The 26,548-nt window shown below is 72.5% G+C and carries 21 protein-coding genes; 9 read left to right on the top strand and 12 right to left on the bottom strand.

Annotation, left to right across the window (positions count from 1 at the left end; genetic code table 11):
- The first annotated feature begins 4 nt into the window (after positions 1 to 4).
- Positions 5 to 592 (top strand): alkaline shock response membrane anchor protein AmaP, encoded by a 588-nt coding sequence (gene amaP, locus ACFWV2_RS27055; RefSeq protein ID WP_384408655.1) that lies wholly within the window; start codon positions 5 to 7, stop codon positions 590 to 592.
- Between the two features lie 22 nt (positions 593 to 614).
- On the opposite strand, the gene ACFWV2_RS27060 is transcribed toward amaP, so the two are convergent.
- From ACFWV2_RS27060 to ACFWV2_RS27080, 5 genes are all read right to left on the bottom strand, one after another.
- Positions 615 to 1,370, bottom strand: a complete 756-nt coding sequence (locus ACFWV2_RS27060) for an SDR family oxidoreductase (RefSeq protein ID WP_384408657.1) — start codon at positions 1,368 to 1,370, stop codon at positions 615 to 617.
- A 4-nt stretch (positions 1,371 to 1,374) separates the two neighbouring features.
- Positions 1,375 to 3,165, bottom strand: a complete 1,791-nt coding sequence (locus tag ACFWV2_RS27065; protein WP_384408659.1) for a glycoside hydrolase family 15 protein — start codon at positions 3,163 to 3,165, stop codon at positions 1,375 to 1,377.
- 34 nt (positions 3,166 to 3,199) lie between these two features.
- Positions 3,200 to 4,015 (bottom strand): SURF1 family protein, encoded by an 816-nt coding sequence (locus ACFWV2_RS27070; protein ID WP_384408661.1) that lies wholly within the window; start codon positions 4,013 to 4,015, stop codon positions 3,200 to 3,202.
- 80 nt (positions 4,016 to 4,095) lie between these two features.
- A complete protein-coding gene (locus ACFWV2_RS27075; RefSeq protein WP_073806545.1) occupies positions 4,096 to 4,329 on the bottom strand; it encodes a hypothetical protein in 234 nt (77 codons plus the stop codon).
- A gap of 64 nt (positions 4,330 to 4,393) precedes the next feature.
- Positions 4,394 to 5,377: a DEDDh family exonuclease gene (locus tag ACFWV2_RS27080; RefSeq protein ID WP_360782544.1), complete on the bottom strand. Its 984-nt coding sequence runs from the start codon at positions 5,375 to 5,377 to the stop codon at positions 4,394 to 4,396.
- Positions 5,378 to 5,606: 229 nt separating this feature from the next.
- Here ACFWV2_RS27080 and ACFWV2_RS27085 point away from each other — a divergent pair, with 229 nt between their 5' ends.
- Genes ACFWV2_RS27085 through ACFWV2_RS27095 form a run of 3 tightly spaced genes read left to right on the top strand, consistent with a single transcriptional unit; the run spans position 5,607 to position 8,260 of the window.
- Positions 5,607 to 6,503, top strand: coding sequence for a sterol desaturase family protein (locus ACFWV2_RS27085; RefSeq protein ID WP_384408663.1), 897 nt, complete (start codon positions 5,607 to 5,609; stop codon positions 6,501 to 6,503).
- A 17-nt stretch (positions 6,504 to 6,520) separates the two neighbouring features.
- On the top strand, positions 6,521 to 7,198 hold the full coding sequence (locus ACFWV2_RS27090) for a lysoplasmalogenase (protein WP_384408712.1): 678 nt from the start codon (positions 6,521 to 6,523) through the stop codon (positions 7,196 to 7,198).
- Between the two features lie 18 nt (positions 7,199 to 7,216).
- Complete coding sequence (locus tag ACFWV2_RS27095; protein WP_384408665.1) at positions 7,217 to 8,260, top strand: zinc-dependent alcohol dehydrogenase family protein; 1,044 nt, start codon at positions 7,217 to 7,219, stop codon at positions 8,258 to 8,260.
- Between the two features lie 13 nt (positions 8,261 to 8,273).
- Here ACFWV2_RS27095 and ACFWV2_RS27100 read toward each other — a convergent pair whose 3' ends face one another.
- Together ACFWV2_RS27100 and ACFWV2_RS27105 are read right to left on the bottom strand one after the other, a co-directional pair.
- Positions 8,274 to 9,575: a CoA transferase gene (locus tag ACFWV2_RS27100; protein ID WP_384408667.1), complete on the bottom strand. Its 1,302-nt coding sequence runs from the start codon at positions 9,573 to 9,575 to the stop codon at positions 8,274 to 8,276.
- 108 nt (positions 9,576 to 9,683) lie between these two features.
- A complete protein-coding gene (locus tag ACFWV2_RS27105; RefSeq protein WP_384408669.1) occupies positions 9,684 to 11,222 on the bottom strand; it encodes a S8 family serine peptidase in 1,539 nt (512 codons plus the stop codon).
- 273 nt (positions 11,223 to 11,495) lie between these two features.
- On the opposite strand from ACFWV2_RS27105, the gene ACFWV2_RS27110 reads away from it, so the two are divergent.
- The 3 genes from ACFWV2_RS27110 to moaA all read left to right on the top strand — a co-directional run bounded on the left by ACFWV2_RS27110 (position 11,496) and on the right by moaA (position 14,660).
- Positions 11,496 to 11,870, top strand: coding sequence for a DUF485 domain-containing protein (locus ACFWV2_RS27110; protein WP_360782527.1), 375 nt, complete (start codon positions 11,496 to 11,498; stop codon positions 11,868 to 11,870).
- Positions 11,867 to 13,507 (top strand): cation acetate symporter, encoded by a 1,641-nt coding sequence (locus tag ACFWV2_RS27115; protein WP_384408671.1) that lies wholly within the window; start codon positions 11,867 to 11,869, stop codon positions 13,505 to 13,507. The genes ACFWV2_RS27110 and ACFWV2_RS27115 overlap by 4 nt, the downstream gene beginning before the upstream one ends.
- 163 nt (positions 13,508 to 13,670) lie before the next feature.
- Entirely contained in the window at positions 13,671 to 14,660 is a 990-nt protein-coding gene (moaA, locus tag ACFWV2_RS27120) for a GTP 3',8-cyclase MoaA (RefSeq protein WP_384408673.1), read from the top strand.
- A 17-nt stretch (positions 14,661 to 14,677) separates the two neighbouring features.
- Here the strand turns inward: moaA and ACFWV2_RS27125 are convergent, their stop codons facing one another.
- Both ACFWV2_RS27125 and ACFWV2_RS27130 read right to left on the bottom strand, forming a co-directional pair.
- Positions 14,678 to 14,893, bottom strand: coding sequence for a hypothetical protein (locus tag ACFWV2_RS27125; RefSeq protein ID WP_384408675.1), 216 nt, complete (start codon positions 14,891 to 14,893; stop codon positions 14,678 to 14,680).
- 149 nt (positions 14,894 to 15,042) lie between these two features.
- Positions 15,043 to 15,369 carry a DUF3099 domain-containing protein gene (locus tag ACFWV2_RS27130; RefSeq protein WP_384408677.1) on the bottom strand — a complete coding sequence of 109 codons (327 nt, stop codon included), beginning with the start codon at positions 15,367 to 15,369 and terminating at the stop codon, positions 15,043 to 15,045.
- A 171-nt stretch (positions 15,370 to 15,540) separates the two neighbouring features.
- Here ACFWV2_RS27130 and ACFWV2_RS27135 point away from each other — a divergent pair, with 171 nt between their 5' ends.
- Positions 15,541 to 15,816 carry a GlsB/YeaQ/YmgE family stress response membrane protein gene (locus ACFWV2_RS27135; RefSeq protein ID WP_384408679.1) on the top strand — a complete coding sequence of 92 codons (276 nt, stop codon included), beginning with the start codon at positions 15,541 to 15,543 and terminating at the stop codon, positions 15,814 to 15,816.
- Between the two features lie 70 nt (positions 15,817 to 15,886).
- Here the strand turns inward: ACFWV2_RS27135 and tyrS are convergent, their stop codons facing one another.
- The 3 genes from tyrS to ACFWV2_RS27150 all read right to left on the bottom strand — a co-directional run bounded on the left by tyrS (position 15,887) and on the right by ACFWV2_RS27150 (position 20,213).
- Positions 15,887 to 17,161 (bottom strand): tyrosine--tRNA ligase, encoded by a 1,275-nt coding sequence (gene tyrS / locus ACFWV2_RS27140; RefSeq protein WP_384408681.1) that lies wholly within the window; start codon positions 17,159 to 17,161, stop codon positions 15,887 to 15,889.
- A gap of 54 nt (positions 17,162 to 17,215) precedes the next feature.
- Positions 17,216 to 18,607: a metallopeptidase TldD-related protein gene (locus ACFWV2_RS27145; RefSeq protein WP_384408683.1), complete on the bottom strand. Its 1,392-nt coding sequence runs from the start codon at positions 18,605 to 18,607 to the stop codon at positions 17,216 to 17,218.
- Between the two features lie 82 nt (positions 18,608 to 18,689).
- Positions 18,690 to 20,213 carry a TldD/PmbA family protein gene (locus ACFWV2_RS27150; RefSeq protein ID WP_384408685.1) on the bottom strand — a complete coding sequence of 508 codons (1,524 nt, stop codon included), beginning with the start codon at positions 20,211 to 20,213 and terminating at the stop codon, positions 18,690 to 18,692.
- Positions 20,214 to 20,413: 200 nt separating this feature from the next.
- Here ACFWV2_RS27150 and ACFWV2_RS27155 point away from each other — a divergent pair, with 200 nt between their 5' ends.
- On the top strand, positions 20,414 to 26,548 hold the full coding sequence (locus ACFWV2_RS27155) for a hypothetical protein (RefSeq protein WP_384408687.1): 6,135 nt from the start codon (positions 20,414 to 20,416) through the stop codon (positions 26,546 to 26,548).

Raw genomic sequence — 26,548 nt, forward strand, 5'->3', positions numbered from 1 at the left:
CGCGGTGACGGTCGTCCTCCGGCGCGTCAACCGCGCCCTGCTCGGCCTCGCCGGGCTCCTTCTGCTCCTCGTCGGCGGGGGAGTCCTCGCCGCGGCCCTCGACCTGTCCGTGCCGTCCTGGTGGCCCTGGTCGGGTCCCTCGGACGTCCTGCTCTCCACCGCCGACCGGCAGCGCTGGCGGGACGAGGGCTGGTGGTGGCCGGTCGTCATCGCCGTCCTCGGGCTCGTCGTCCTGCTCGCCCTGTGGTGGCTGCTGGTCCAGTTCCGCCGGGCCCGGCTCGCCGAGGTCGCCGTCGACAGCGGCGACGGCGAGGAGGCCGTCCTGCGCGGCCGGGCCCTCGAAGGCGTGATCGAGGCGGACGCCGCCGCCCAGGAGGGCGTGGCCAGGGCCAGGATCGCCCTCACCGGACGCCGGGACGCCCCCCGCACCCGGGTAGCGCTCCTCCTGGAGCCGTACGCCTCCCCGGGGGACGCCCTGACCACCCTCAGTACCCGGGCCCTCGCCCACGCCCGTACGTCCACGGGCCTGGCCGCCCTGCCCACCGAGGCGCGCCTGCGGGCGGTGAAGCACCGGGCCAGGCGGGTGACCTGACGACGGGCCGGGGGGCGGGCCCTCAGAAGCCGCTGCGGGCCCCGCCGTCGACCGGGAGCATCAGACCGGTCAGGTACGAGGCAGCCGGGGACAGCACGAAGGCCGCCGTCCGCCCGAACTCCTCCGGGGTGCCGTAGCGGCGCAGCGGAATGGCGGCCTCGTTGGCCGCGCGGGCCGCGTCCGCGTCGCCGGAGAGCGCGTCGAGGGACCGCACCCGGTCCGTGTCGATCCGGCTCGGCAGCAGTCCGACGACCCGCACTCCGCGCGGGCCCAGGTCGTTGGCGAGGGACTTCGCGAAGCCGGCGAGACCCGGGCGCAGGCCGTTGGAGATGGTCAGACCTTCGATCGGCTCGTGGACCGACGCGGACAGGACGAAGCCGATGACCCCGCCGTCGGTGAGGGCGCAGGCGGCCGCGCGGGCCAGCCGTACCGCCCCGAGGAAGACGGTGTCGAAGGCCGCCGCCCACTGCTCGTCGGTGTTGTCCGCCGCGAAGCCGGGCGCCGGACCGCCCACGCTGATCAGGATGCCGTCGAAGCCGCCGAACCGCGCCCGCGCCTCGGCGACGAGCCGCGCCGGGGTCTCCGGGTCGCCGTTGTCGGCGGCGACGCCGGCCGCGCCGGGCCCCAGCTCGGCCGCCGCCTCGGCGACGGTCTTCTCCTCCCGCCCGGTGACCAGCACCTTCGCGCCCTCGGCGAGCAGCGCCTCCGCGGAGGCCCGCCCGAGCCCCCGCGTCCCCCCGGTCACCACGTACACACGGTCCCTCAGTCCAAGATCCATGGACCTATCCTGCCGGGTCGTGATCCTCCCCGGCCAGCGCGAGTGCCGTGCCCACGAGTCCGATGTGGCTGAAGGCCTGGGGGAAGTTGCCCAGCTGGCGGCCCGTCACCGGGTCGTACTCCTCCGCGAGGAGACCGACGTCGTTGCAGAGGGTCAGGAGCCGCTCGAACAGCTCGCGGGCCTCGTCCTTCCTGCCGGTCAGCAGGAGCGCGTCCGCCAGCCAGAACGAGCACACCAGGAAGGTGCCCTCCCCGCCCGGCAGGCCGTCGATCGCCCCCGAGTCGGTGCTGTACCGGCGGACGTAGCCCTCGTGCAGCAGCTCCGCCCGTACCGCCTCCACGGTGCCCACCACCCGTGGGTCGTCCGGCGGCAGGAAGCCGACCTGGGGGATGAGGAGGGTCGCCGCGTCGAGTTCGAGTGAGCCGTACGACTGGGTGAAGGTGTTCCGGACGGGGTCGTAGGACCTGGCGCACACCTGCGCGTGGATGTCGTCCCGCATCGCCCGCCACCGGGCCGCGTCCCCCGGCAGCGACGGGTCCGCCTCCAGGGTGCGGACCGCCCGGTCGGCGGCCACCCAGGCCATCACCTTCGAGTGGGTGAAGTGGCGGCGCGGCCCCCGCACCTCCCACAGGCCCTCGTCGGGCTCGCGCCAGGTCGACTCCAGGAAGCCGAGCAGGCTGAGCTGGAGGTTCCAGGCGTGCCGCTGCGCCGGGATCCCGGCCTCGCGCGCGCGGTAGAGCGAGTCCATGACCTCGCCGTACACATCGAGCTGGAACTGGTCCACCGCCGCGTTCCCGGTCCGGACCGGTGCCGAGTCGGCGTAGCCCCGCAGCCACGGGAGGGTCGTCTCGGGGAGCCGGCGCTCCCCCGCGGGCCCGTACATGATCTGCAGGTCGGCCGGGTCGCCCGCGACCGAGCGGAGGAGCCAGTCCCGCCAGGCGGCCGCCTCCTCGACGTACCCGGCGGAGAGCAGCGCGCCGAGGGTGAGGGAGGAGTCGCGCAGCCAGCAGGCCCGGTAGTCCCAGTTCCGTACGCCGCCGAGCTCCTCCGGCAGGGAGGTGGTGGGGGCGGCCACGATCCCGCCGGTCGGGGCGTAGGTGAGCGCCTTCAGGGTGATCAGGGAGCGCAGCACCGCCTCCCGGTAGGGGCCCCGGTAGGTGCAGAGCGACGCCCACTCCCGCCAGTCCGCGAGGGAGTGCTCCAGTGCCTCGTAGGGGTCGATGAGTGCGGGGCGGGGCTCGTGCGAGGGGTGCCAGGTCATGACGAAGGCCACCTTCTCGCCGGCGCCGACGGTGAAGGAGGAGCAGGTGGAGAACTGCTGGCCCCAGGTCTTCACCGGCGGTTCGCTGCGCAGCCACACCGCGTCCGGGCCGGCGACCGCGACCCGGTGGCCGTCGGTGCGCCGCATCCAGGGCACCACCGAGCCGTAGTCGAAGCGGAGCCGCACGACGGAGCTCATCTCGACGCTGCCGCTGACGCCCTCCACGATCCGCATCAGATCCGGGGCCTTGTCCCGCTGCGGCATGAAGTCGACGACCTTGACGGTGCCGGTGCGGGTCTCCCAGTAGGTCTCCAGGACGAGGGAGTCCTCGGCGTACCGGCGCGTGGCGCAGGTCGTGGAACCCTTGGGGGCGATCCGCCAGTGGCCGTTGTTCTCGTCGCCGAGGATCGAGGCGAAGCAGGCGGCCGAGTCGAAGCGGGGCAGGCACAGCCAGTCGACCGATCCGTCACGGCCGACGAGCGCGGCGGTCTGCAGATCGCCGATGAGGGCGTAGTCGTCGATACTTTGCGTCACGCTCTGGGCTGTTCCCGCCCGCGGGGGTGGTCAATCAGCGGGACGGGGTGGCCTGGATCGCTTCCGCGTCCCGCTCGGGGGTTCCGGGGGCGCCCGGGGAGGCCGCCGCCATCCGGTCGCGCCTCTCCCGGCGGACCAGGATCACCCAGCCGACGGGGACCCCGGCGGCGAACAGCCACCACTGCACCGCGTACGCCATGTGCGCGCCGATCGAGTCGTGGTCGGGCTCGGGGATGAGTTCGAGGGTGTTCCCGGCCGGCTCGGGGGTGATCTGTTCGAGGTAGCCGCCGAGCACCTCGCGGCCGATGAGCTGGGCCTGCTGCGTGCTGTTGATCAGCATGACCTGGCGGTCCGGCAGACCCTTCAGGTCCTTGATGCCGCTGGCGCCGGTCGTCTCGTCGGCCTTGAGCCGCCCGGTGATCGTGACCTCGCCCTTCGGGGCGGGCGGGACCGCGGGGAAGGAGTGCTGGTCGGCGGCGGCCGGCACCCAGCCGCGGTTGACCAGGACGATCCGGCCGTCCCGGAGGAGCAGCGGGGTCAGGACGTGTACGCCGACCCGGTCGTCGGAGTTGGTGCGGCGGCGGACGACGACCTCGTGGGCGGCGTCGAAGGTGCCGGTCGCCGTGGCGGGCCGCCAGTAGTCGGAGCGCGGGACGGTGTGGCCGGGGGAGGTGAGCTCCTCGACCGGGACCGGCTTCGCCGCGACGCTGTCCGCGATCAGGGCGTTCTGGGCGACCCGGCGTTCGTGCCGGTGGAACTGCCAGAAGCCCAGCTCGATCATCGTCGGGACGAGGACGAGGGCGACGAGGGTGAGGATCACCCACTGCCGGGACAACAGGAAGCGGTACACCCCATGACCGTACAACTCGGTCCATGGGGTGCACGCGCCGGGGTTCGGCTTGCTCGGGGGCCGGGCCCAGGATCGTTTCCTCACACCCTGTCGACGATCCCCACCTTTCCCTCCGCGCGGGCGCAGTGGCCGCCGCAGTACCAGCTGCCGTCGACCTCGACGCCCTGTCCGATGATCTGGACCCGGCAGTGCTCGCAGATGGGCGCCATGCGGTGGATGGCGCAGGCGAAGCAATCGAAGACGTGGACCGCGCCCTGCGCGTGGACTTCGAAGGACATGCCGTAATCGTTTCCGCAGACCTCACAACGTGCCATGCGCCACAGGGTGAGGGCTCCCGGCGGGCGTGCGCAGCTCGGCACGCCCGCAGGGCCCGGGGTGTCACCCGTCTGCCGGGGCCACGTCCCGCAGCAGCTGGGTGTAGGCGGCCTCGTCGACGATCGGCGTGCCGAAGGACCTGGCCTTGAGCGTCTTGGAGGTGGCGGCGTCCGGGTCGTTGGTGACGAGGAGGCTGGTCAGCCGCGAGACGCTGCCGGCGACATGGAGACCGGCGTCGACCGTGCGGTCCTCGAGGAGTTCGCGGTCGACCGAGGTGTCCCCGGAGAAGGCCACCCGCATGCCCTGTTTGAGAGGTCTGTCCGTCTCGTAGCGGCCGGGGTTGGGATACGGGCACGGCGGACGCTTCCGCGAGGGACGCCAGCTGTTCGTCCGGTACGAGGACGGACCGGCCTGATGGCCGATCCGGGGCCGCTCCGGGGACGAGGCCCACTCCGTCAGCGGCCGGCACTCCAGGAGCGGCAGCCGTACGGCACGCTCGGCCGCCGCGTGCAGGCTCGGCCGGAACGCCTCGGCGAGCACCCGCGCGTCGTCCAGCGCGTTGTGCGCGCGCCGCTGCACGACGCCGAAGTGCGCGGCCAGGGACTCCAGCTTGTGGTTGGGCAGCGGCAGCGACAGCTCCTTGGCGAGCGCGATCGTGCACAGCCGCTGCCGCACCGGCGCGGCCGACTCGGCGCGCGCGTACTCCCGGGCGATCATCTGCCAGTCGAACATCGCGTTGTGCGCGACGAGGACCCGTCCGTCGAGCCGGGCCGCGAACTCCGCCGCGATCTCGGGGAAGAGCGGCGCGCCCTCCAGGACGTCCGTGGTCAGTCCGTGGATCCAGACCGGGCCCGGATCGCGCTCGGGGTTGACGAGGGTGTACCAGTGGTCCTCGACGTTCCCCTGGGCGTCCAGCCGGTAGACGGCAGCCGACACTATCCGGTCGTCGCGGGCGAGTCCGGTGGTCTCCACGTCGACGACCGCGTACCCCTGCGGGTAGGCGGCCGGCCATGTCGCTGCTGTCGTACGGTCGTCAAGCACGGTCACTGAGAATACGGCCCGCGACCGACAACTCCGTCCCGGGTGTCCCCGGATGCCCTCGGTTTCCCCAACTCCCCGGCACGCGGGCCCCCTTGTCCTTCGGGGCTCAGTCGGAGGCCGCCTGGGCGGTGGGCGCCTTGTCAGAAGGTGCCAAAGCTTGCTGACAAGGCGTCTCGCATACTTGTTGGTAACAACGTCTAGCCCTGCCCCGCCCCCCGCCCCTACCGTCGACGGCATGCCGAACCTGCCCGATGTCGTGCTCTGGTCCATACCGGCGTTCGTCCTGCTCACCGTCCTGGAGATGGTCAGCCACCGGATCCACCCCGACGAGGACGCCGCCGGTTACGAGACCAAGGACGCCGCCACCAGCATCGGCATGGGTCTCGGGAGCCTGGCCTTCGACGCGCTGTGGAAGATCCCCGTGGTCGCGATCTACACCGCGGTCCACGAGCTGACCCCGCTCCGCGTCCCCGTCCTGTGGTGGACGATCCCGCTCATGCTGCTCGCACAGGACTTCCTCTACTACTGGCAGCACCGCGGACACCACGTCATCCGCGTCCTCTGGGCCTGCCACGTCGTCCACCACAGCAGCCGCAGATTCAACCTCACCACCGCCCTGCGCCAGCCGTGGACCAGCGTGACCTCCTGGCCGTTCTACCTGCCGATGATCGCCCTCGGCGTCCACCCGGCCGCCGTCGCCTTCTGCTACTCGGTCAATCTCGTCTACCAGTTCTGGATCCACACCGAGCGCGTCGGGAAGCTGCCCCGGCCCTTCGAGTACGTCCTCAACACGCCCTCGCACCACCGCGTCCACCACGCCTCCCAGGGCGGCTACCTGGACCGGAACTTCGGCGGCATCCTCATCGTCTGGGACCGGGTGTTCGGCTCCTGGGTCGGTGAGACCGACCGGCCCGTCTACGGGCTCACCAAGAACATCGAGACGTACAACCCGCTCCGGGTCGCCACCCACGAGTACGCCGCCATCGCCCGCGACCTCCGGGCCGCGCGCGACTGGCGCGAACGGGCCGGCCGGGTCTTCCGAGGCCCCGGCTGGCAACCCGGCCCGCCGACCGCCGACGTGCCGAAGGGCGCCGGAACCCTCCCGGAGCCCGCGCCGGAGCCCGCCGCGTGAGCGCCGGAGCCCGCCGGATGAGCGCCGGCCCCGCACCCGCCCGCGCCGTCCCGACCGCCTCCCGTCCGCTCGCCTCCCGCGCGCTCCTCGCCGCCTTCGGGTTCGCGGCCGCCGTCGACCTGATCTCCCTGCTCGCCGGCGCCGAACTCGGCCACCAGCTCGCCAAACCGCTCCTGATGCCGCTGCTCGCCGCGTACGCGGTCACCCGGGGCGCCCCGAAGCCGCTGACCGTCGCGCTCCTCTTCGGCTGGGGCGGCGACGTCTTCCTCCTCTCGGACGCCGACTGGGCCTTCCTCGTCGGCATGGGGTCCTTCGCCGCGGGACACGTCTGCTACCTCGTCCTCTTCGGGCGGCGCCGTACGTCCGTACCCCTGGCGGCCGCGTACACCGCCGTCCTCGTCGGCACCGTCGTGCTCCTGTGGCCCGACCTCCCCGCCGACCTGCGGATCCCGGTCGCCGGCTACTCGCTGCTCCTGACCGCCATGGCCTACCGCGCCGGTTCCCTCGGGCTCCTGGCCGGGCTCGGCGGCGGGCTGTTCCTGCTGTCCGACACCCTCATCGCCACCGGGGTCGCCCACTGGCCCCAGCTGCCGGCGCCGGACTTCTGGGTCATGCTGACCTATATCGGGGCGCAGTACCTGCTGACGGCGGGAGCGCTCCGCGCGATGTACGGTGAACGTCGTACAACCGTCTGACAGCAAGGACCGTCCGCCATGCGCGCCACCACCATCCACGCTCCCTTCGACATGCGGGTGGAGGACGTGCCCGACCCGGTGGTGCGGGACCCCACCGACGTCGTCGTCCGCGTCCTGCGCGCCTGCGTCTGCGGCAGCGACCTGTGGGCCTACCGCGGCGAGTCCGCCCGGCAGCCCGGCCAGCGCATCGGCCACGAGTTCCTCGGCGTCGTGGAGGCGGCGGGCGCCGAGGTCACCGGCTTCACCACCGGAGACCTCGTCGTCGCCCCCTTCGTCTGGTCCGACGGCACCTGCGACCACTGCGCCGAGGGGCTCCAGACCTCCTGCCCGCGCGGCGGCTTCTGGGGCTCGGTCGGCTCGGACGGCGGCCAGGGCGAGGCCGTCCGCGTCCCCTTCGCCGACGGCACCCTCGTCAAGCTCCCCGCCGACGCCGCCTCCGACGACCGGCTCCTGACCGCACTGCTCGCCCTCTCCGACGTCATGGGCACCGGCCACCACGCGGCCCTCGGCGCCGGCGTCAGGGCCGGCTCCACCGTCGCGGTCGTCGGCGACGGCGCCGTCGGCCTCTGCGGTGTCCTCGCGGCCAGGCGGCTCGGCGCCGAGCGGATCATCGCGCTCGGCCGGCACACCGCCCGCACCGACATCGCCCGCCTCTTCGGCGCCACGGACGTCGTCGCCGAACGCGGCGAGGCCGCGGAGGCGGCGGTCCGCGAACTCACCGGCGGCCAGGGCGCCCACGGTGTCATCGAGGCCGTCGGCACCGAGCAGTCCATGCGGACCGCCGTCGCCATCGCCCGCGACGGCGGCTCCATCGGCTACGTCGGCGTCCCCCACGGCAGCGGCACCGGACTCGACCTGTCCGTCATGTTCGACCGGAACATCGCGCTGCGCGGCGGCGTCGCCCCCGTGCGCGCGTACATCCCGGAACTGCTCCAGGACGTCCTCGACGGCACCATCGACCCCTCGCCGGTCTTCGACCTGACCGTCGGCCTCGACGGCGTCCCCGGCGGCTACAGGGCGATGGACGAGCGCACGGCCCTGAAGGTCCTCGTCACGCCGTGACAGGGACCGTGGTTCACCGGGTGAGCCACGCGGGCGCGTCCGCGCCCGCGACGCCCGGCGGCCGCGACCAGCCCGCCGGGCCGCCCTCGTACGCCACCGGCGACAGCGCGTGCCGCAGCCGCCCGAGCGGACCGTCCGACTCGGTGAGGTACCGGTCGGTCTCGTACCGGGGCAGCGTGTGCGTCAGCCAGTGGCCCGTCTGCGCGAGCGCCAGCCGGACGAGCCGCGTGCCGCCGTCCCGGTCCTGCTCGGTCAGCGACCGGAGCACGGCGGCCGCGAGGAGGTAGCCCGTGCCGTGGTCGAGGGCCTGCGCGGGCAGCGCGCCCGGCTCCTCCGCCGACCCCTCGGTCACGCCGATCCCTGTCGCCACCTGGACCAGGGAGTCGAAGCCGCGCCGCCCGCCCCACGGCCCGTAGTCCCCCCATGCGGAGAGCCGGGCGGTGACGAGCCCCGGCCGGTGCGGGTCGAAGCGGTCGAGGGCGCCCGGCCGGTAGCCGGTGACCAGGACGTCGGCGGAGTCCAGGAGCGCGTCGAAGGTCCGCCGGTCGGACGGCCGGTCCAGATCGAGCGCGGCGGTCCGCTTCCCGACGTCCGTCTCCGCGTGCTGGTCGGGCAGTTCGGGGTTGCCGGGCGGGTCGATCCGCAGCACGTCCGCGCCGAGCAGCGCGAGCGTCCGGGTCGCGACGGGCCCGGCGATCACCCGGGTCAGGTCCAGGACCCGCAGCCGGCCGGCACGGCGCCGGGGCGGGGCCCCGTCGAGCCGCTCCCGGGTCAGCAGTGGCCGCGCCGCCACCGCCCGGCCCTGCTCGTGCGCCGCCCACTCCCGGGGGGTGCGCAGGGCGACGGCGAGGCCCCCGGCCGCGTACACCGCCGCCTCGGCCTCGACGGCCCGCCGCCCGCCGATCGCCGCCGCGACGGCCTCCACCGACTCCTCCCGCACGTCCAGAGCGGCGAGCAGCGCCGTCCGGTGATGCGGATAGTTGGCATGGGTACGGACCCACCCGTCGGCCGCCCGCCAGAACCGGGAGAGCGGCGCGAAGTTCACCGGGGCCCGGCCGTCGACCCGCAGATGACGCTCGCTCACGAAGGCGGTGGCGACAGCCCCGTCGTCCACCCGCACCGGCCCCGGCAGCCCCGCCCGCTCGACGGCGGCGAGCGAACAGGCCGCCACCGTCGCCCGTGCCAGGTCCATCACCGGCAGCCGGGCCGCCAGCAGCCCGGAGGGCCCGGTGAACGCCACCCGGTCGACCAGGGAGGGATCGCCGCCGAGGGCCGACCACAGCGACTCCGTACCCGTACGCACCGTGTTGTCCATGACGGCAGTGTGGCACTCCGTGCCACATGAAGGGGTCCCCGTGCGGAGCACGCGAAAGGGTCCCCGTGCGGCACACCCACGGGGACCCTCCTCACCGGACCTCCGCGACTAGCGGCGGACGGCGTCCAGCGCGTCGATCAGACCGGCTCCGTAGAAGCCGTTCTTGTTCTTGCCGCCCTCGCAGACGGCGTCGATCTTGCCGTCGCCCTCGATGTCGTACGGGTTGGTGCAGGCGCGGTCGTCGGCCTGCGCGTACAGCAGCGCCTTCAGGGCCGCCGGGCTCGCGTGGGGGTGCGTCGACTTGATGAGCGCGAGGACGCCCGCCGCGTGCGGCGCCGCCATCGACGTGCCGGCCTTGTAGTTGTAGCCGCCGTTGACCGTGGTCGACAGGATGCGGCCGTTGACCGCCGGGGCGTCCGGGGTCTGGTACTCGGTGCGGTCACCGCCGGGGGCGGCGACGTCGATGACACCGAGACCGTAGTTGGAGTAGGACGCCTTCAGGTCCTTGGCCCCGGTCGCGGAGACGGTGACGATGCCCGGCAGCATGCCCGGGTAGTCGAGGCACTCCTTCGGGTCGATGACCCGGCCGCCCGGCGTGCTGTCGTTCGGGCTGCTGTTGTCGACGATCGTGTCGGCCGCCAGGTCGAACTTCGAGTTGCCCGCCGCCGCCACGTTGACCGTGCCCTTGCGCTCCGCGTAACGGGTCGCGCGGGTGACCGCCTCGATGAGGGCCTTCTGGTCCTCGTCGTTCTTGCAGGCGAACATCCACGGGTCGGTGTAGTAGCTGTTGTTCGTGACCTCGACACCCTGCTCGGCCGCCCACATGAAGCCGCAGACGACGGCCTCGGTGTAGAAGAAGCCGTCCGGGGTGGACACCTTGATGCCGGAGACCTTGACGCCCGGGGCGACACCGGTGACGCCGATGCCGTTCTTGGCGGCGGCGATCGTGCCGGCGACGTGGGTGCCGTGGTCGCTCTCGCCCGGGTTGGGGCGCCACGAACCGGGGGTGGTGTCCGGCTTGCCGGTCACGCAGTTCGCGGAGGCCTTGACGTCGAAGTTCGGCGCCAGGTCCGGGTGGGTGTCGTCGACACCCGTGTCGATGACGGCGACGGTGACGCGCTTGCTGCCGAGCGTCTTCTGGTGGGCCTTGTCCGCCTTGATGGCCGGCAGGTCCCACTGCAGGGGCTCCAGCGGGTCCTGCTCGTCCGACGCCGTGGCCGCCGCGGCCTTGGCCTCGGCCGCGGACAGCGTCTGGGCACCCTCGTCGACGGAGGTGTCCGTCTGCGCGGACAGCGGGGCGGTACGGGTCGCACCGGCCGACACCACACCACGCGCCGTGCGGATCGTCTTCGCGAACTCGGGGTTCTGCGAGTGGACGACTATCACGCCTATGCGGTCGTACGAGACGACCACCTCGCCGCCCGCGGCGGCTATCGCCTTCTTCACCGAGGAGGCGGTCCAGCGGCCTCCCGCGACGTTGACGACGTACGTCAGCTTCGGCCCGTTCGTCGCCACGGCGGACGTCGGTGCGTCACTCAGTTCCGCGGCGGAGGCGGCGCCGGAGGGAAGGAAGCCGAGCGAGGCCGTGAGCGCGAGACCAACCGGCAGAGCAAGAGCTCGGCCGCGCCTCGATCCCAGATGAGCCATGGGTTCTCCACATCATCCGTATGTACTGCCCGCACACGGGTTTGCGCGCGGACAGGTGCATGACGAGTGAAGCTATCGCTGATCTTCCCGGCGCTTCAATGAGTTGAGAGGACTTCATGAAGATCTGTACGAATAAATCCTCCGCGTGAACCGCGTCGCATCCCGCTCCGTGCCGTTGTGCAGGGGAGGGGCTCCGTTCGGAACCCCGGCTCCCGCACCCCTGGTGAGGCCCCCTTGACCATGCCGTCCGTCCCCGCGTCACGAGGAGATTCCGTGGCTACCGAAGCACCGCCGCCGCCCAGAGACGGGACGGAGGCCGCATCCGCCCCCGTCGCACCCACGACGGAACAGTTCGTCGAGGTGCAGCAGGGCGAGGAGTTCGGCGAACTGCGCCGTACGTACCGCTCCTTCGCCTTCCCCCTGACCCTCGCCTTCATCGCCTGGTACCTGCTGTACGTGCTGCTCTCCAACTACGCGGGCGGCTTCATGGGGACCAAGGTCTTCGGCAACATCAACATGGCGCTCGTCCTCGGCCTCGGCCAGTTCGCCACCACCTTCCTCATCGCCTGGCTCTACTCGCGGCACGCGGCGAACCGGCTCGACCCCAAGGCCGAGGCCATCAGGAACCGTATGGAGGGCGACGCATGAGCACCACCGTCCTGCTCGCGGCGGACAGCGCCACCAGCGAGCACCGGCCGCTGATCATCGCCCTCTTCGGCGCCTTCGTCATCGGAACCCTGATCATCACCGTCTGGGCCGGCCGCCAGACCCGCAGCGCCGCCGACTTCTACGCGGGCGGAGGCCAGTTCACCGGCTTCCAGAACGGCCTCGCGATCTCCGGCGACTACATGTCCGCCGCGTCCTTCCTCGGCATCAGCGGCGCCATCGCCCTCTACGGCTACGACGGCTTCCTGTACTCGATCGGCTTCCTCGTCGCCTGGCTCGTCGCCCTGCTCCTGGTCGCCGAACCGCTGCGCAACTCCGGCCGGTTCACCATGGGCGACGTCCTCGCCTACCGGATGCGCCAGCGGCCCGTCCGCACCGCCGCCGGCACGTCCACCATCGTCGTCTCGATCTTCTACCTGCTCGCCCAGATGGCGGGCGCCGGCGTCCTCGTCTCGCTGCTCCTCGGCATCACCAGCGACGGCGGCAAGGTCGCGATCGTGGCCCTCGTCGGCGTCCTGATGATCGTCTACGTGACGATCGGCGGCATGAAGGGCACCACCTGGGTGCAGATGGTGAAGGCCGTCCTGCTCATCGCGGGCACGCTCCTCATCACCTTCCTCATCCTGCTGAAGTTCGACTTCAACCTCTCGCAGCTGCTCGGCGCCGCCGCCACCAACAGCGGCAAGGGCGACGCCTTCCTGGAGCCCGGCCTCAAGTACGGACTCAGCTCCGTCTCGAAGCTGGACTTCATCTCCCTCGGCATCGCCCTCGTCCTCGGCACCGCCGGACTGCCCCACATCCTCATCCGCTTCTACACGGTGCCGACCGCAAAGGCCGCCCGTAAGTCGGTCAACTGGGCCATCGGCATCATCGGCGCCTTCTACCTGATGACGATCGTCCTCGGCTTCGGCGCCGCCGCACTCCTCAGCGGCGACACCATCAAGGCGTCCAACAAGGCGGGCAACACGGCGGCCCCCCTGACCGCCCTCGAAGTCGGCGGCGGCGCCGACTCCACCGGCGGCGCGATCCTCCTCGCCGTCATCTCGGCCGTCGCCTTCGCCACCATCCTCGCCGTGGTCGCCGGTCTGACCCTGGCCTCCTCCTCGTCCTTCGCGCACGACATCTACGCGAACGTGATCAGGCGAGGAAAGGCCACCGAGAAGGAGGAGATGCGGGCCGCCCGCTGGTCCACGGTCCTCATCGGCATCGTGTCGATCGCGCTCGGCGCCCTCGCCCGCGACCTCAACGTCGCCGGCCTCGTCGCCCTCGCCTTCGCGGTCGCCGCCTCGGCCAACCTGCCGACGATCCTCTACTCGCTCTTCTGGAAGCGCTTCACCACCCAGGGCGCGCTCTGGTCGATCTACGGCGGCCTCGTCTCCTCCGTCGTCCTCGTCCTCTTCTCGCCCGTCGTCTCCGGCGGGCCGGCCTCGATGTTCAAGGGCGTGGACTTCCACTGGTTCCCGCTGGAGAACCCCGGCCTCGTCTCGATCCCGCTCGGCTTCCTCCTCGGCTGGCTCGGATCGATCCTCTCCAAGGAGGAGCCGGACGCCGGCAAGTACGCGGAGCTGGAGGTCAAGTCCCTCACCGGGGTCGGGGTCGCCGCCGCGGTCAAGCACTGACCGGAGCGCAACGGTCCGCACACGTTCCGCGATCCCGGACGGCCGCGTCGTAGGGTTCTACGACGCGGCCTCTTCGGTCCTCGTGACAATCTGCCCTGCTCGTTGTCCGTGTCCTCACGTAGGCTCGAACCACACGCAACCGCAAGACGGGGAGGGGGCCCAAGTGCTCATCGACACCTATGGCCGGGTGGCAACCGACCTGCGCGTCTCGCTCACGGACCGGTGCAACCTGCGCTGCACGTACTGCATGCCCGAAGAGGGACTGCAGTGGCTCGCGAAGCCGGACCTGCTCACCGACGACGAGATCGTCCGGCTGATCCGTATCGCGGTCACCGACCTCGGCGTCACCGAGGTCCGCTTCACCGGCGGCGAGCCGCTGCTCCGCCCCGGGCTCGTCGGCATCGTCGAGCGCTGCGCGGCCCTGGAGCCCCGCCCCCGGATGTCCCTCACCACCAACGGCATCGGGCTGAAGCGCACGGCCGCCGCCCTCAAGGCCGCCGGCCTCGACCGGGTCAACGTCTCCCTCGACACCCTGCGCCCCGAGGTCTTCAAGACCCTCACCCGGCGCGACCGCCACCAGGACGTCCTCGACGGCATGGCCGCCGCCCGGGACGCCGGCCTCACCCCGGTCAAGGTCAACGCCGTCCTGATGCCCGGGCTCAATGCCGACGAGGCCCCCGACCTCCTCGCCTGGGCGGTGGAGCAGGAGTACGAGCTCCGCTTCATCGAGCAGATGCCCCTCGACGCCCAGCACGGCTGGAAGCGCGACGGCATGATCACCGCCGGGGACATCCTGGAGTCCCTGCGCACCCGCTTCACCCTGACGCCCGAAGGCGCGGACGAGCGCGGTTCGGCGCCCGCCGAGCGCTGGGTCGTCGACGGCGGACCGCACACGGTCGGCGTCATCGCCTCCGTCACCCGCCCGTTCTGCCGGGCCTGCGACCGCACCCGGCTCACCGCCGACGGCCAGGTGCGCACCTGTCTGTTCGCCACCGAGGAGACGGACCTGCGGGCCACACTCCGCTCGGACGCGCCGGACGCCGAGGTCGCGGCGCTCTGGAAGCGGGCCATGTGGGGCAAGAAGGCCGGCTCCGGCCTCGACGACCCGGGCTTCCTCCAGCCCGACCGCCCGATGTCGGCGATCGGCGGCTGAGCGCTGGGCGAGGCGCCTCAGGTGTCGGCGGACACCCAGTCCGCCAGCGGCACGACGTCCTTGAGGAAACCCCGTACCCCCAGGAACTGGGAGAGGTGTTCGCGGTGCTCCTCGCACGCGAGCCAGGTCTTGCGGCGCTCGGGCGTGTGCAGCGCGGGATTGTTCCACGCGAGCACCCAGACGGCGTCGGCGCGGCACCCCTTGGCGGAGCAGATCGGCTTCACTTCGCTCACCGGATCATTGATCACCTGATCATTGTCCAGCAACAGCGATGCCGAGCAGCCACGGGGGGAGCTGCCCGGCATCGGTCCGTCGCTCCGACGGGGGATGCGGAGCGCGTAGGAAGTATGTCACGGCACATGGGGTGCGGTGCACTGGAACTTCATGATTGATCTGAGCTGTTCCTGAGGTTTCCGGGGTCCAGCGCGGGACGCGTCGGAGGGGGGACGAACGTGGAGGGAAGGGACGGAGCGGACTCCCGCCCCGCGTTCGCGATGACCACGGCGACATAGGGGAGCAGGATGCCCAGGGCGAGGGCCACGATCGCCACGTGCCGCTCGACGTTCCACAGCACCGCGGCGGCGATCACGGACAGCGTCCGGACCGTCATCGAGATGACGTAGCGCCGCTGCCGCCCGCGCACGTCGTCGGCGAGCCCCTGCCGGGCCCCCGTGATCCGGAAGACCTCGGTTCCGTCACGCTTCGCCATCGCCGTTCACCACCCACCGGTCGCGCCGGACGCACCCGGTCCGGACCTCCACTCCACGGTACGCCCGCCACCCGGCGCGGACGAGGCCGGGGGGCACGGATGGCGCTGTCCGACATGCGACGTATGGCCGGGAGGGCGAGACTGGGCCCACATGCGGACAAGGAGGCGACGATGGGTTGGTTGTGGGCGATCATCGTGGGACTGGTCCTCGGTCTGATCGCGAAGGCGATCCTGCCGGGTAAGCAGCAGATCCCGCTGTGGCTGACGGTCGTGTTCGGCATTCTCGGCAGCGTGCTCGGCAACGCCGTGGCGACCTGGATCGGGGTCAACGACACCAAGGGCATCGACTGGACCCGCCACCTGCTCCAGCTGATCGGCGCGGTCGCCGTGGTCGGAGTGGGCGACATGCTGTGGGCCTCGATGAAGGGCAACCGCAGACGGGCGTGATCCGGAACGAGGGAGGCCCGGTACGGCACACGCCGTACCGGGCCTCCCTCGTCGCGTCACGGGGCGGAACTCAGCCCTCCGCGCCGGCGAACTCGATCGCCGCCAGGTTCTTCTTGCCGCGCCGCAGCACCAGCCAGCGGCCGTGCAGCAGCTCGTCCGCCGACACCTCGGCGTCCTCGGCGGTCACCTTCACGTTGTTCACGTAGGCACCGCCCTCCTTCACCGTGCGGCGCGCGCCCGACTTGCTCGGCGCGAGACCGACCTCGGTGAACAGGTCCACGACCTGGCCGAGCGCGGTCACCCGGGCGTGCGGCAGCTCCGACAGGGCGGCGGCCAGCGTCGCCTCGTCCAGCTCGGCCAGGTCGCCCTGCCCGAACAGCGCCTTGGAGGCGTCGATGACGGCCGCGCACTGCTCGGCGCCGTGCACCAGGGTGGTGAGCTCCTCGGCGAGCGCCCGCTGCGCGGCACGCGCCTGCGGCCGCTCCGCGGTCTGCTGCTCCAGCTCCTCCAGCTCCTCGCGGGACTTGAAGGACAGGATCCGCATGTACGTCGAGATGTCCCGGTCGTCCACGTTCAGCCAGAACTGGTAGAACGCGTACGGCGTCGTCATCTCCGGGTCGAGCCAGACGGCCCCGCTCTCGGTCTTGCCGAACTTGGTGCCGTCCGCCTTGACCATCAGCGGGGTCGCGAGCGCGTGCACCTCGGCGCCCGGCTCCAGGCGGTGGATCAGGTCGAGACCGGCCACCAGGTTGCCCCACTGGTCCGAGCCGCCCTGCTGGAGCGTGCACCCGTAGCGCCGGTACAGCTCCCGGAAGTCCATGGCCTGGAGCAGCTGGTAGCTGAACTCGGTGTAGCTGATGCCCTGCTCGGACTCCAGGCGCCGGGCGACGGAGTCCTTGGTCAGCATCTTGTTCACCCGGAAGTGCTTGCCGATGTCCCGCAGGAACTCGATCGCCGACATGCCGGCGGTCCAGTCCAGGTTGTTCACCATGACCGCCGCGTTCTCCCCCTCGAAGGAGAGGAACGGCTCGATCTGCGTCCGCAGCCGGTTCACCCAGTTCGCGACCGTCTCGGGGTCGTTCAGGGTGCGCTCGGCCGTCGGCCGCGGGTCACCGATCTGGCCGGTGGCCCCGCCGACCAGCGCCAGCGGCCGGTGCCCGGCCCGCTGGAGCCGGCGGACGGTGAGGACCTGGACCAGGTGGCCGACGTGAAGACTGGCCGCGGTCGGGTCGAAACCGCAATAGAAGGTGACGGGACCGTCCGCGAGAGCCTTGCGCAGTGCGTCCTCATCGGTGGACTGGGCGAAGAGCCCACGCCACTTCAGCTCGTCGACGATGTCCGTCACGGTCGTCCGTCTCCTTGATCGATTGCGGTGGTGCCGTCGCCCAGTCTAGGTGGGTCAGACTCCCTTGCTGACCGAGCTCATGTTGAAGTCGGGCACCCGCAGGGCGGGCATCGCGGCCCGGGTGAACCAGTCGCTCCACTCGCGCGGCAGCGTCTTCTCGGTCCGGCCCGCCTCCGAGGCCCGCGACAGCAGGTCCACCGGCGACTCGTTGAACCGGAAGTTGTTCACCTCGCCGACCACCTCGCCGTTCTCCACGAGGTAGACGCCGTCCCGGGTCAGACCGGTGAGCAGCAGCGTCGCCGGGTCGACCTCGCGGATGTACCAGAGGCAGGTGAGGAGCAGACCGCGCTCCGTCGAGGCGACCATCTCCTCGAGGGAACGCTCGCCGCCGCCGTCCAGGATCAGGTTCCCCGCCCCGGGCGCCACGGGCAGCCGGGTGAGCTCCGCCGTGTGCCGGGTGGTGATCAGGCGCTCCAGCCTGCCGTCCCGCATCCAGTCCGTCGGCGCGATCGGCAGACCGTTGTCGAAGACGGAGGAGTCGTCGCCCGAGGAGTGCGCGATCACGAACGGCGCGGACTCCAGACCCGGCTCGTTCGGGTCGCTGCGCAGGGTCAGCGGCAGCGGGGAGAGGTTCTCGCCCAGCCGGGTGCCGCCGCCTGGCTTGGAGAAGACCGTACGGCCCTCCACCGCGTCCCGGGCCGTCGACGACCACAGCTGGTAGATCAGCAGGTCGGCCACGGCGGTCGGCGGCAGCAGCGTCTCGTACCGCCCGGCGGGCAGCTCGATCCGCCGCTCCGCCCAGCCGAGACGGGTCGCCAGCTCGGCGTCGAGCGCCGCCGGGTCGACGTCCTTGAAGTCCCGGGTCGAGCGTCCGGCCCAGGCGGAGCGCGAGCGGTCGGGGGACTTGGCGTTCAGCTCCAGGGTCCCGTTGGGCTGGTCGTGGCGCAGCCGCAGGCCCGTGGACGTGCCCAGGTAGGTCGAGGTCAGCTCGTGGTTGGCGAAGCCGTACAGCTCACGGCCGCCGGACCGGGCACGGGCGAAGGCCTCGCCGAGCGCCGGGGCGAAGTCGCCGAAGACGGCGGACGAGGTCTCCACCGGCGCGTCCGTGAAATCGGGCGACGAGGGCACGTCCGCCACCAGCCGCTGGGCGTCCTCGGCGGGCCCCGCGGCACGCGCGGCGGCCTCGGCGGCCCGGACCAGGGGCTCCAGGTCGTCGACGGTCACGGCGGACCGGGAGACGACACCGGAGGCGGTGCCCTGCGCGCCGTCGACGGTCGCGATCACCGTGAGCGTACGGCCGCGGGTGACGCCGTTGGTGGTGAGCGCGTTGCCCGCCCAGCGCAGGTTGGCCGAGGACTCCTCGTCCGCGATGACGACACACCCGTCGGCGCGGGACAGATCGAGGGCCCGCTCGACGATCTCGTACGGCTTGCTGACGCGGCTCATCGACCGGCCTCCTGCGTGGTGTTCAGACTGTGCTTGCCCGGGGGACGACCCCCGGACCCCCGGCAGATCTGGTCGCGAGCGTTCATCGACCGGCCTCCTGCGTGGTGTTCAGGATGTTGACGCCCCGGAAGAGGGCGGACGGGCAGCCGTGGGAGACCGCGGCGACCTGGCCCGGCTGGGCCTTCCCGCAGTTGAAGGCGCCTCCGAGGACGTACGTCTGCGGTCCGCCGACCTGCTCCATCGAGCCCCAGAACTCGGTGGTCGTCGCCTGGTACGCCACGTCCCGCAGCTGCCCGGCGAGCCGCCCGTTCTCGATGCGGAAGAACCGCTGCCCGGTGAACTGGAAGTTGTAGCGCTGCATGTCGATCGACCAGGACCGGTCACCGACCACGTAGATGCCCCGCTCCACACCCCCGATCAGGTCCTCGGTCGACAGACCGCCCGGATCCGGCTGGAGCGAGACGTTCGCCATCCGCTGCACCGGCACGTGGGCGGGGGAGTCGGCGAAGGCGCAGCCGTTCGACCGGCCGAGACCCGTGAGCTTCGCGATCCGCCGGTCCAGCTGGTAGCCGACGAGCGTGCCGTCCTTCACCAGGTCCCAGCTCTGCGCCTCTACGCCCTCGTCGTCGAACCCGACCGTCGCGAGCCCGTGCTCGGCGGTCCTGTCGCCCGTCACGTTCATGATCGAGGAGCCGTACGCCAGCTTCCCCAACTGGTCGAAGGTGGCGAAGGAGGTGCCCGCGTACGCCGCCTCGTAGCCCAGGGCCCGGTCCAGCTCGGTGGCGTGCCCGATGGACTCGTGGATCGTCAGCCAGAGGTTCGACGGGTCCACGACCAGGTCGTACCGTCCCGCCTCCACGCTCGGCGCCCGCATCTTCTCGGCGAGCAGCCCCGGGATCTCGTCCAGCTCCTTGTCCCAGTCCCAGCCTGTACCCGTCAGGTACTCCCAGCCCCGCCCGGCCGGCGGCGCGATCGTCCGCATCGAGTCGAACTCGCCGGTCGTCTCGTCGACGGCCACCGCCGTCAGCTGCGGGTGCAGCCGGACCCGCTGCTGCGTGGTGACCGTGCCCGCCGTGTCCGCGTAGAACTTGTTCTCGTGGACGGTGAGCAGCGAGGCGTCCACATGGGCCACGCCGTCCGCCCGCAGCAGTCGCCCGCTCCAGTCGGCGAGCAGCGCGCTCTTCTCCTCGCCGGGGATGGAGAAGGGGTCGATCTCGTACGAGGAGACCCAGGTGCGCTCCTCGTGCACCGGCTCCTCCGCCAGCTCCACCCTCTCGTCGGAACCGGCCGCCGCGATCACCTTCGCCGACAGCTTGGCCATGGCCACGGCCTGCGAGGCGACCCGCGCGGCCCCGTCCATGGTCAGATCGACCCCGGACGCGAACCCCCAGGCCCCGCCGTGCACCACCCGCACCGCGTACCCGAGGTCGGTGGTGTCCGAGGATCCGGACGGTTTGGCGTCACGCAGCCGCCACGAGGCGCTGCGCACCCGCTCCAGACGGAAGTCCGCGTGCTCGGCACCGAGCGCGCGCGCTCGGGCGAGCGCCGCGTCGGCGAGCGCCCGTAGGGGCAGCGCGACGAACGAAGGGTCGATCTGATGGACCACGAGCGGCCTCGCTCTCGGCGATCGGAAGGCGGGGGTCGAACTGTCCCGGAAGTCAATCACGGGACTGGCCGCGGAGTCGGCGCATTGGCGTGCGCCCGCGGCGTAACCCGCGCCAACCCGCCTTCACCGCCAGCGTCTTGAGGCATCGGAATAGAGCACGGGCATAGCACCCGCGCCGATGGGATGAGATGATCGACGCCATGCACGGGTGGGTGAACGGAGTCAGGTCCTGGCTGTCGTCGCTGGACGAGGACGCGCTCAGGTCCCTGCTGACCCGACACCACTGCTTACGGGGCGACAAGCACGCCCACACCTCGGACCGGCCGCCGTCCCCACCCTCGCGACGGGAACTGCACGCGGCCCGGGTCCGGCTCGCCAAGGCGCAGCAGGGCCAGCTGACGAGCATCGCCGCCTGCGGGCTCGTCTGGGCGGTGAAGGCGCTCCACACGGAGTACGGGTTCTCGCAGCGCGCCCTGACGGACCCCACCCTCGACGAACTCCTCGCCATGCTCCGGGTGCTCGACCCGCCGCTCGCCCGCTGCGCCCTCTACGGGATGCTCATGCCCAGCACGGGCCGGCTCCCGGTGGGACCGCTGGCGACGCGTCACGAGGCGGCGTTACAGACGGCCGCGGACAGCAGCCCGCCGCCGGACGCGCACGAGATAGGCCCTCGGTTCGAGGCGGCGTCAAAGGATCAGGACGAGGGCTCGCACGAGTCCGACCTGCTCGGTGCCGGTGCCGGTGCCGGTGCCGGTGCGGGTGCGGGTGCGGATGGGGAAGCCGATGCCGATGCGGTCGGGGATCACGACGCCCGTGCTGACGCGGGCGCCGACGCCGATGTCGATGGACGCGCCTCCGTGGAGACCGGCGCCGGTGCCGAACCCGGCCTGTCGCCCGGGCCCGGCCTGTCGCCCCGTTCCGCCTCCGCTGCCGGTTGCGCCTCCGGCTCTTCCACGACGAACCCCCAGTGTGAGGATGACGTTCTCGTGTCCGGATCCCCGCCCCCGGTCGTCCTCCCCGCATCGCTCGACCTCCTGAAGCGGTCGGGCGAGCGGCTGGCCGTCGTCCTGCGCGGTGCGGCGGACGCCGTCGAAGCCGGGCTCCTCCCCGAGGGCGCCCCCGCCGTCGGGCTCGCCGCCTGGACGGAGGAGCGCGAGCGGATCGCCGCCGCCCTCGCCGCCGAGGGGGTCACCTGGGGGCCGGGCCTCGGATACGGCGACGCTGGCGCCGAACTGACACGGCTGCGGGAGGCGCGGGCGGAACAGGCCGACGCCCTGCGCCGCAAAGCGAGCCGGTACGCCGAACTCCTGGAGTGGGCCGACGACGAGGAGGAGGCCGCCGACCTCCGCCGTCACCTCGAACGCACCGAGACGCAACTGCGCGAACTCGGCATCCCGGTGGGCGAGCCTGCTGCCCCGCCCGAGTCGGCACGGCCGGCGGAGCCGGACGGCGAGGACCAGGACCTCGCCCCGGACCCTGACTCCGTCGGGGAACTCCCGGCGGGGCGGACCGAGCACGGCACCGGTGACGCCACCACGATGACGGGCCGGGTCCGGGTGGGCGCCTCCGCCATCGAGGCCGTCCGCCGCGCGGTCGAACCGCCGCCCCCGGCTCTCCTGACCGCGCCGACGGCAGCACCCGCCCCGACTCCGGCCCCCGCGCCGGCCCCGACGGCAGCACCCGCCCCGACTCCGGCCCCCGCGCCGGCCCCGACGGCAGCACCCGCCCCGATTCCGGACCACGGCCCCACCCCCGTACCGGTCCAGACCCCGCCCTCGGCCGCGCCCCCCGCGCCCCTCCCGGTTCAGACCCTCGCCCCCACCCCCGTACCCGCTCAGCCGTCCGCCCCCGCCCCCCTGACCCTCCCCGTCGAGGACGAGCCCTGGCCGCCCGGGCTCGACGCGCCCGACTGGGACCCGTACGCGCCCTGGGAGACCGGCAGCGAGCCGCCCGTCGGCACCCTGCTGCGGGACGGGCGGGTCGCCGAGGCGTACTGGATGACCGTGGCCTCCCGCGAGGGTGACGTCCGGGCGCGGGCCCTCGCCTTCGCCGCCGCCGCGTTCAGCTGTGTCTCGGACAGCGAGGCCACCCCCGTCCAGATGGCGCACGAGCTCGACCCCGCCCTCGCCGCGCAGGACCGCGAGGCCCACCTCGTCGCCCTCGCCGCCGCCCTGCGCACCGGACTCACCGCACGGTGGCCGCACGGCCTGATCAGCGGTTTCGTCATGCCGTCCGGACTCACCGCGCCCTGGCAGCAACTGCTCACCGTGCTCGTCGCCGCCGTCAGGGACGGCCGCGCCTTCGAGCCCGGCATGCTCCAGGGCAGCGCCGAGGGCCAGGAAGCCGCCACTCGCGAGGAGATCGGCCTCACCGCCCGGCAGCTGCTCGACGACCTGCCGCGGCGCAAGATGAAGTACCAGCGGGCGTCTCAGGTGCTCCAGTACCTCGTCGGCCCCTCGGGCCCGGTGCGCCACGCGTTGAACGAGGTCATCGAGTGGTCCGGCCAGAGCCCCGCGCAGTACGCCGGCACGCCCGGCTTCCGCGCCCTGGGCGAGGAGCTGTGGCGGGCGGAGGACATCGACCGGCTCATCGAGGACACCGACGCCCTGTTCCGTACGTCGAAGCAGGCCAAGGAGCCGATCACCGCCGGCGCCCTGCGCCAACTGCACACCGCCTGCCGGTCCGTCGGCGAGCTCCTCATGCGCGCCGAGGCCGCCCACGCCGCAGCCCGGCCGCACCAGGGCGTGAGCGACCGCGGCATCCCCGAACTGGCCTCCGTCCTCCGGGACGTCGCCGACGAGCCCGCCCCGGCCGGCACGGGAGGCGCGGCGCTCGCGCTGCTGCGGTCCTGGCTCACCGGCGAGCACACGCGGGCCGAGGACACGGCGGCCGACCGGCTCCGGGAGAACGGCGGCCCCGTCCCGCCCTCCGACTCCCTCCTCCGGCTGCCCGACCTGCCCCGGGACTCCCTGGGCGACCCCGACCTCGACGACCCCAGGGCGGCCCGCCGGATCGCCGCCCTGCTCACGCCCCCCGACGCCGAGTACGCCCTCGTGCGCTACCTCGGCGACGGCGATCTGCACCTCGCGAGGGCGCTGATCGCCGCCGTCGAGAGCGAGCCCGAGGAGTACGGCTGCACCGATCCCGAATGGGGCGAGTCGGCGGCCCGGAGGCTCGCCCAGAGCCACGAGGACTGGCGGCGCGAGGTCGCCGAACGCCACCGCGCGGCGGCCGGACTGCTCGCCCAGATGCGGACGCTCAACCAGCTGGCGGAGAACGAGGAGCGGGAGTTCGTGGGCCGCCTCCAGGAGTTCGTCGACGGTGAGGACTCGGGCCGCCACCGGTTCGCCGTGGACTCGCTGCGCACCCTGGAGGCGGAGCTCGTCACCCTCGTCGAGGACTACAAGCGGCAGCTCCGCGAGAACCTCGCCGTGCTGCGCTCCCGCCCCGACCGGCCGCTGTCCGCGGCGGACCACGACCGGATCGCCCGCCTCATCGAGGAGGGGGACACGGTCACGGCACAGGAGTTCCTCGCCCTCGCGACGAGCCACAAGCCGCTGCCGGCACGGCCCGCCGACGACGGCTCCGAACTGGCGGCGTTCCTCGGCGGCGTCACCGCCCCCGCCGCGCCGAAGGCCGGCGGCGAGGGCGTCGACGCCGACTGGTGGGCCGACCACTACGGCGACCCGGACGCCTCGCTCACCCCCGCGGCGGGCAACGGCCTGGAGGCCTGGACGGCCCTCTGCAGCCCCCAGGGCCGCCGCGGCGAACTGCCACAACACCTCTCCCGGCTGCTGCGGGTCCTCGGCCTCGACGTCTCCCCGGGCCAGGTGTCCGCCGAGCGGGCCGCCCTCGGCCAGGGCATGCGCCGCTTCAAGGTCCGGGCGCGGGTCGCCGAACGCGCCGGGTACGTCGCCGCGCTCGGCTCCCGGGCCTCCTCGTACACCGTCCTGCTCATCTGGGAGGAGCAGCCCGCCGACGGGCCGCTCGCCCACCTGGAGGACGCCGACGTCGGCGCCAACATCGTGCTCTACCTCCACCCGCTCGGCCTCGAGGGGCGCCGCGGCCTCGCCGAGTCCGCCCGGTCCTTCGCCCAGCAGGCGCTGGTCGTCGACTCCGCCGTGATGGGCTGGATGGCCGCCCGCGCCCCCGGCTCCTTCCGCTCGCTCCAGCGCGTGACCCTGCCGTGGGCCGCGTACAACCCGTACACGCCGTTCGTCGCCGGCCTCGTACCGCCCGAGGTGTTCTACGGCCGCGACGAGGAGATGCGGGAGGTCATGGGCCGCGAGGGCGGCATGTTCCTCTACGGGGGCCGCCAGCTCGGCAAGTCCGCGCTGCTGCGCCGCGTCGCGGAGATCTTCCCGAGCCGCGCCGACGCCCACGTCGCCGTCTACCTCGACCTGCTGAAGGCGGAGATCGGGCACGCGGAGGCCCCCGACCGGATCTGGAGCCGGCTGGTCGAGGACCTCAAGCGCAAGGGCGTCTTCAACCACAAGATGTCCGAACAGGCCAACCCGGACGTCGTCGTCCGCAACATCCAGGCGTGGCTGGACGATGACGACACCCGGCGGATCCTGGTCCTCGCGGACGAGGCGGACGCCTTCCTCAACACCGACTCGCGCCGCGCCTTCCGCGTCGGCAGCGAGTCCACGTTCCCCAACGTCATGCACTTCCAGCGCCTGATGGAGCAGACCGAACGACGCTTCAAGATCGTCTTCGCGGGTCTCCACCAGGTCCAGCGCTTCGGCCACCTCTCCAACGTCTCCACCGTGCACGGCGGGCCCGACGTCCTCGTCGGCCCGCTCGGCACGCAGGCCGCCGTCCGGCTCGTCACCGAACCCATGGCCGCCCTCGGCTACTTCTTCGAGCGCCCCGAGCTGGTCTGGCGGATCCTCGCCATCACCAACTACCAGGCCAACCTGGTGCAGATCTTCTGCCGCGAACTCGTCCGCGTCCTCCACGACCGCCCGTACACCTCGACCGGCAGCCCGGTCCGGATCACCGAGGACGACGTCCAGAAGGTCGCCGCCTCGGAGACCGTACGCCGCCAGATCGCCGAGCGGCTCCGCTTCACCATCAACCTGGAGGACCGCTACCGGGTCCTCGCCCTCGTCATCGCCCTGCGCAGCCTCAAGGACAGCTACCGCGGCGACTACTCCGCCGGCGAACTCCTCCAGGAGGCCCGGGAGGCGTGGCCGGAGGGCTTCGAGATGCTCACCGCCAAGCAGGCGCAGATCTTCCTCACCGAGATGGTCGGCCTCGGCCTGCTCATCCAGCTCGGCGACCGCTCCCGCTTCGCCGTCCGCAGCCCCAACGTCGTCAACATGCTCGGCACCCGCGAGGAGCTCGAACTCGAACTCCGCGAGACCGAGTTCGGCCTGCCCTACGACTACAACCCGCACGCGGCCCGGCGCATCCTCGGCCGCGACGCCCGGCACGTGCAGACGTACAGCCCGCTCACCGAGGAACAGCTCCACGAGACCGCGCAGTCCGGCGTCAGCCTCATCGGCACCACCACGCTCCACCGGCCCGAGCTCGTCCGCCAGGCGGTCACCGCCTTCGCCGTGAACCGGGGTGTCGACGTCGTCCCCTACACCCACGGCGAGGACCTCGCCACCCTCCTCAAGAGCCGCCGCCGCAAGGCCCATGTGATCATCGCTGACCTGCGCGGCGCCGCCACCGCCGAGCTGCGCGAGACCGTCCGCTCCCTGCTCGTCCACGCCGGTCCCGCCGCCGACCGCCTCGTCCGGCAGACCGAGCGGCGCAGCGGCGGCAACGAGAACCGCTCCGTCGTCGTCCTCGCCGACGCGGCCGGCCTCGCCGAACTCGCCGCCGACGACGGGCACGAGGAGCTGTCCGTACGGTGGGTGCGCCCCGAGAGGTGGACGGCGGACGCCCTGCGCGCCTGGTCCGAATGCCCCTTCGTCTCCCGCGAGGACCGTGACCGGCTCGTCGCCGCGACCGGCGGCTGGCCCCGCTGGATGGAGGCCGCCGTGACGGACGTGTCCGTGCACGGGGCGACCCTCGACAACGCCGTCGAGCGGATACGCGCCCTCATCGCGAACCCCCGCAACATCGACGAACACCTGCGCCTCTCCGGTCTCGACTCCCGGGACCTGGACCTCCTGGCGGCCTGGACGGGCTACGTGGGGGAGGGGCAGGGCGTGCCGCGCGACGACGTGGCGGCCGCGGTGGAGCTCTCCGACGCGGACACCGACGCCTGGCTGCAGCACCTGGGCCGGCTCGGTGTCCTCGACGAGACGCCCGAGGGCTTCGCGGTGGAACCGGTGACGTACCGCGCGGTGCGGTCCCGGGCGGCCGCCGGGGAGAAGTGA

Origin of the sequence: Streptomyces sp. NPDC058671, from assembly GCF_042716475.1 — a bacterium.
In the GTDB taxonomy this organism is placed as follows: domain Bacteria; phylum Actinomycetota; class Actinomycetes; order Streptomycetales; family Streptomycetaceae; genus Streptomyces.

Coding starts and splice junctions, on each gene's coding strand:
- ACFWV2_RS27060 (WP_384408657.1), bottom strand. CDS start 1,370: ATGGATCTTGGACTGAGGGACCGTGTGTACGTGGTGACCGGGGGGACG.
- ACFWV2_RS27075 (WP_073806545.1), bottom strand. CDS start 4,329: ATGGCACGTTGTGAGGTCTGCGGAAACGATTACGGCATGTCCTTCGAA.
- ACFWV2_RS27085 (WP_384408663.1), top strand. CDS start 5,607: ATGCCGAACCTGCCCGATGTCGTGCTCTGGTCCATACCGGCGTTCGTC.
- ACFWV2_RS27090 (WP_384408712.1), top strand. CDS start 6,521: ATGAGCGCCGGCCCCGCACCCGCCCGCGCCGTCCCGACCGCCTCCCGT.
- ACFWV2_RS27095 (WP_384408665.1), top strand. CDS start 7,217: ATGCGCGCCACCACCATCCACGCTCCCTTCGACATGCGGGTGGAGGAC.
- ACFWV2_RS27100 (WP_384408667.1), bottom strand. CDS start 9,575: ATGGACAACACGGTGCGTACGGGTACGGAGTCGCTGTGGTCGGCCCTC.
- ACFWV2_RS27105 (WP_384408669.1), bottom strand. CDS start 11,222: ATGGCTCATCTGGGATCGAGGCGCGGCCGAGCTCTTGCTCTGCCGGTT.
- ACFWV2_RS27115 (WP_384408671.1), top strand. CDS start 11,867: ATGAGCACCACCGTCCTGCTCGCGGCGGACAGCGCCACCAGCGAGCAC.
- ACFWV2_RS27130 (WP_384408677.1), bottom strand. CDS start 15,369: ATGGCGAAGCGTGACGGAACCGAGGTCTTCCGGATCACGGGGGCCCGG.
- ACFWV2_RS27135 (WP_384408679.1), top strand. CDS start 15,541: ATGGGTTGGTTGTGGGCGATCATCGTGGGACTGGTCCTCGGTCTGATC.
- ACFWV2_RS27145 (WP_384408683.1), bottom strand. CDS start 18,607: ATGAGCCGCGTCAGCAAGCCGTACGAGATCGTCGAGCGGGCCCTCGAT.
- ACFWV2_RS27155 (WP_384408687.1), top strand. CDS start 20,414: ATGCACGGGTGGGTGAACGGAGTCAGGTCCTGGCTGTCGTCGCTGGAC.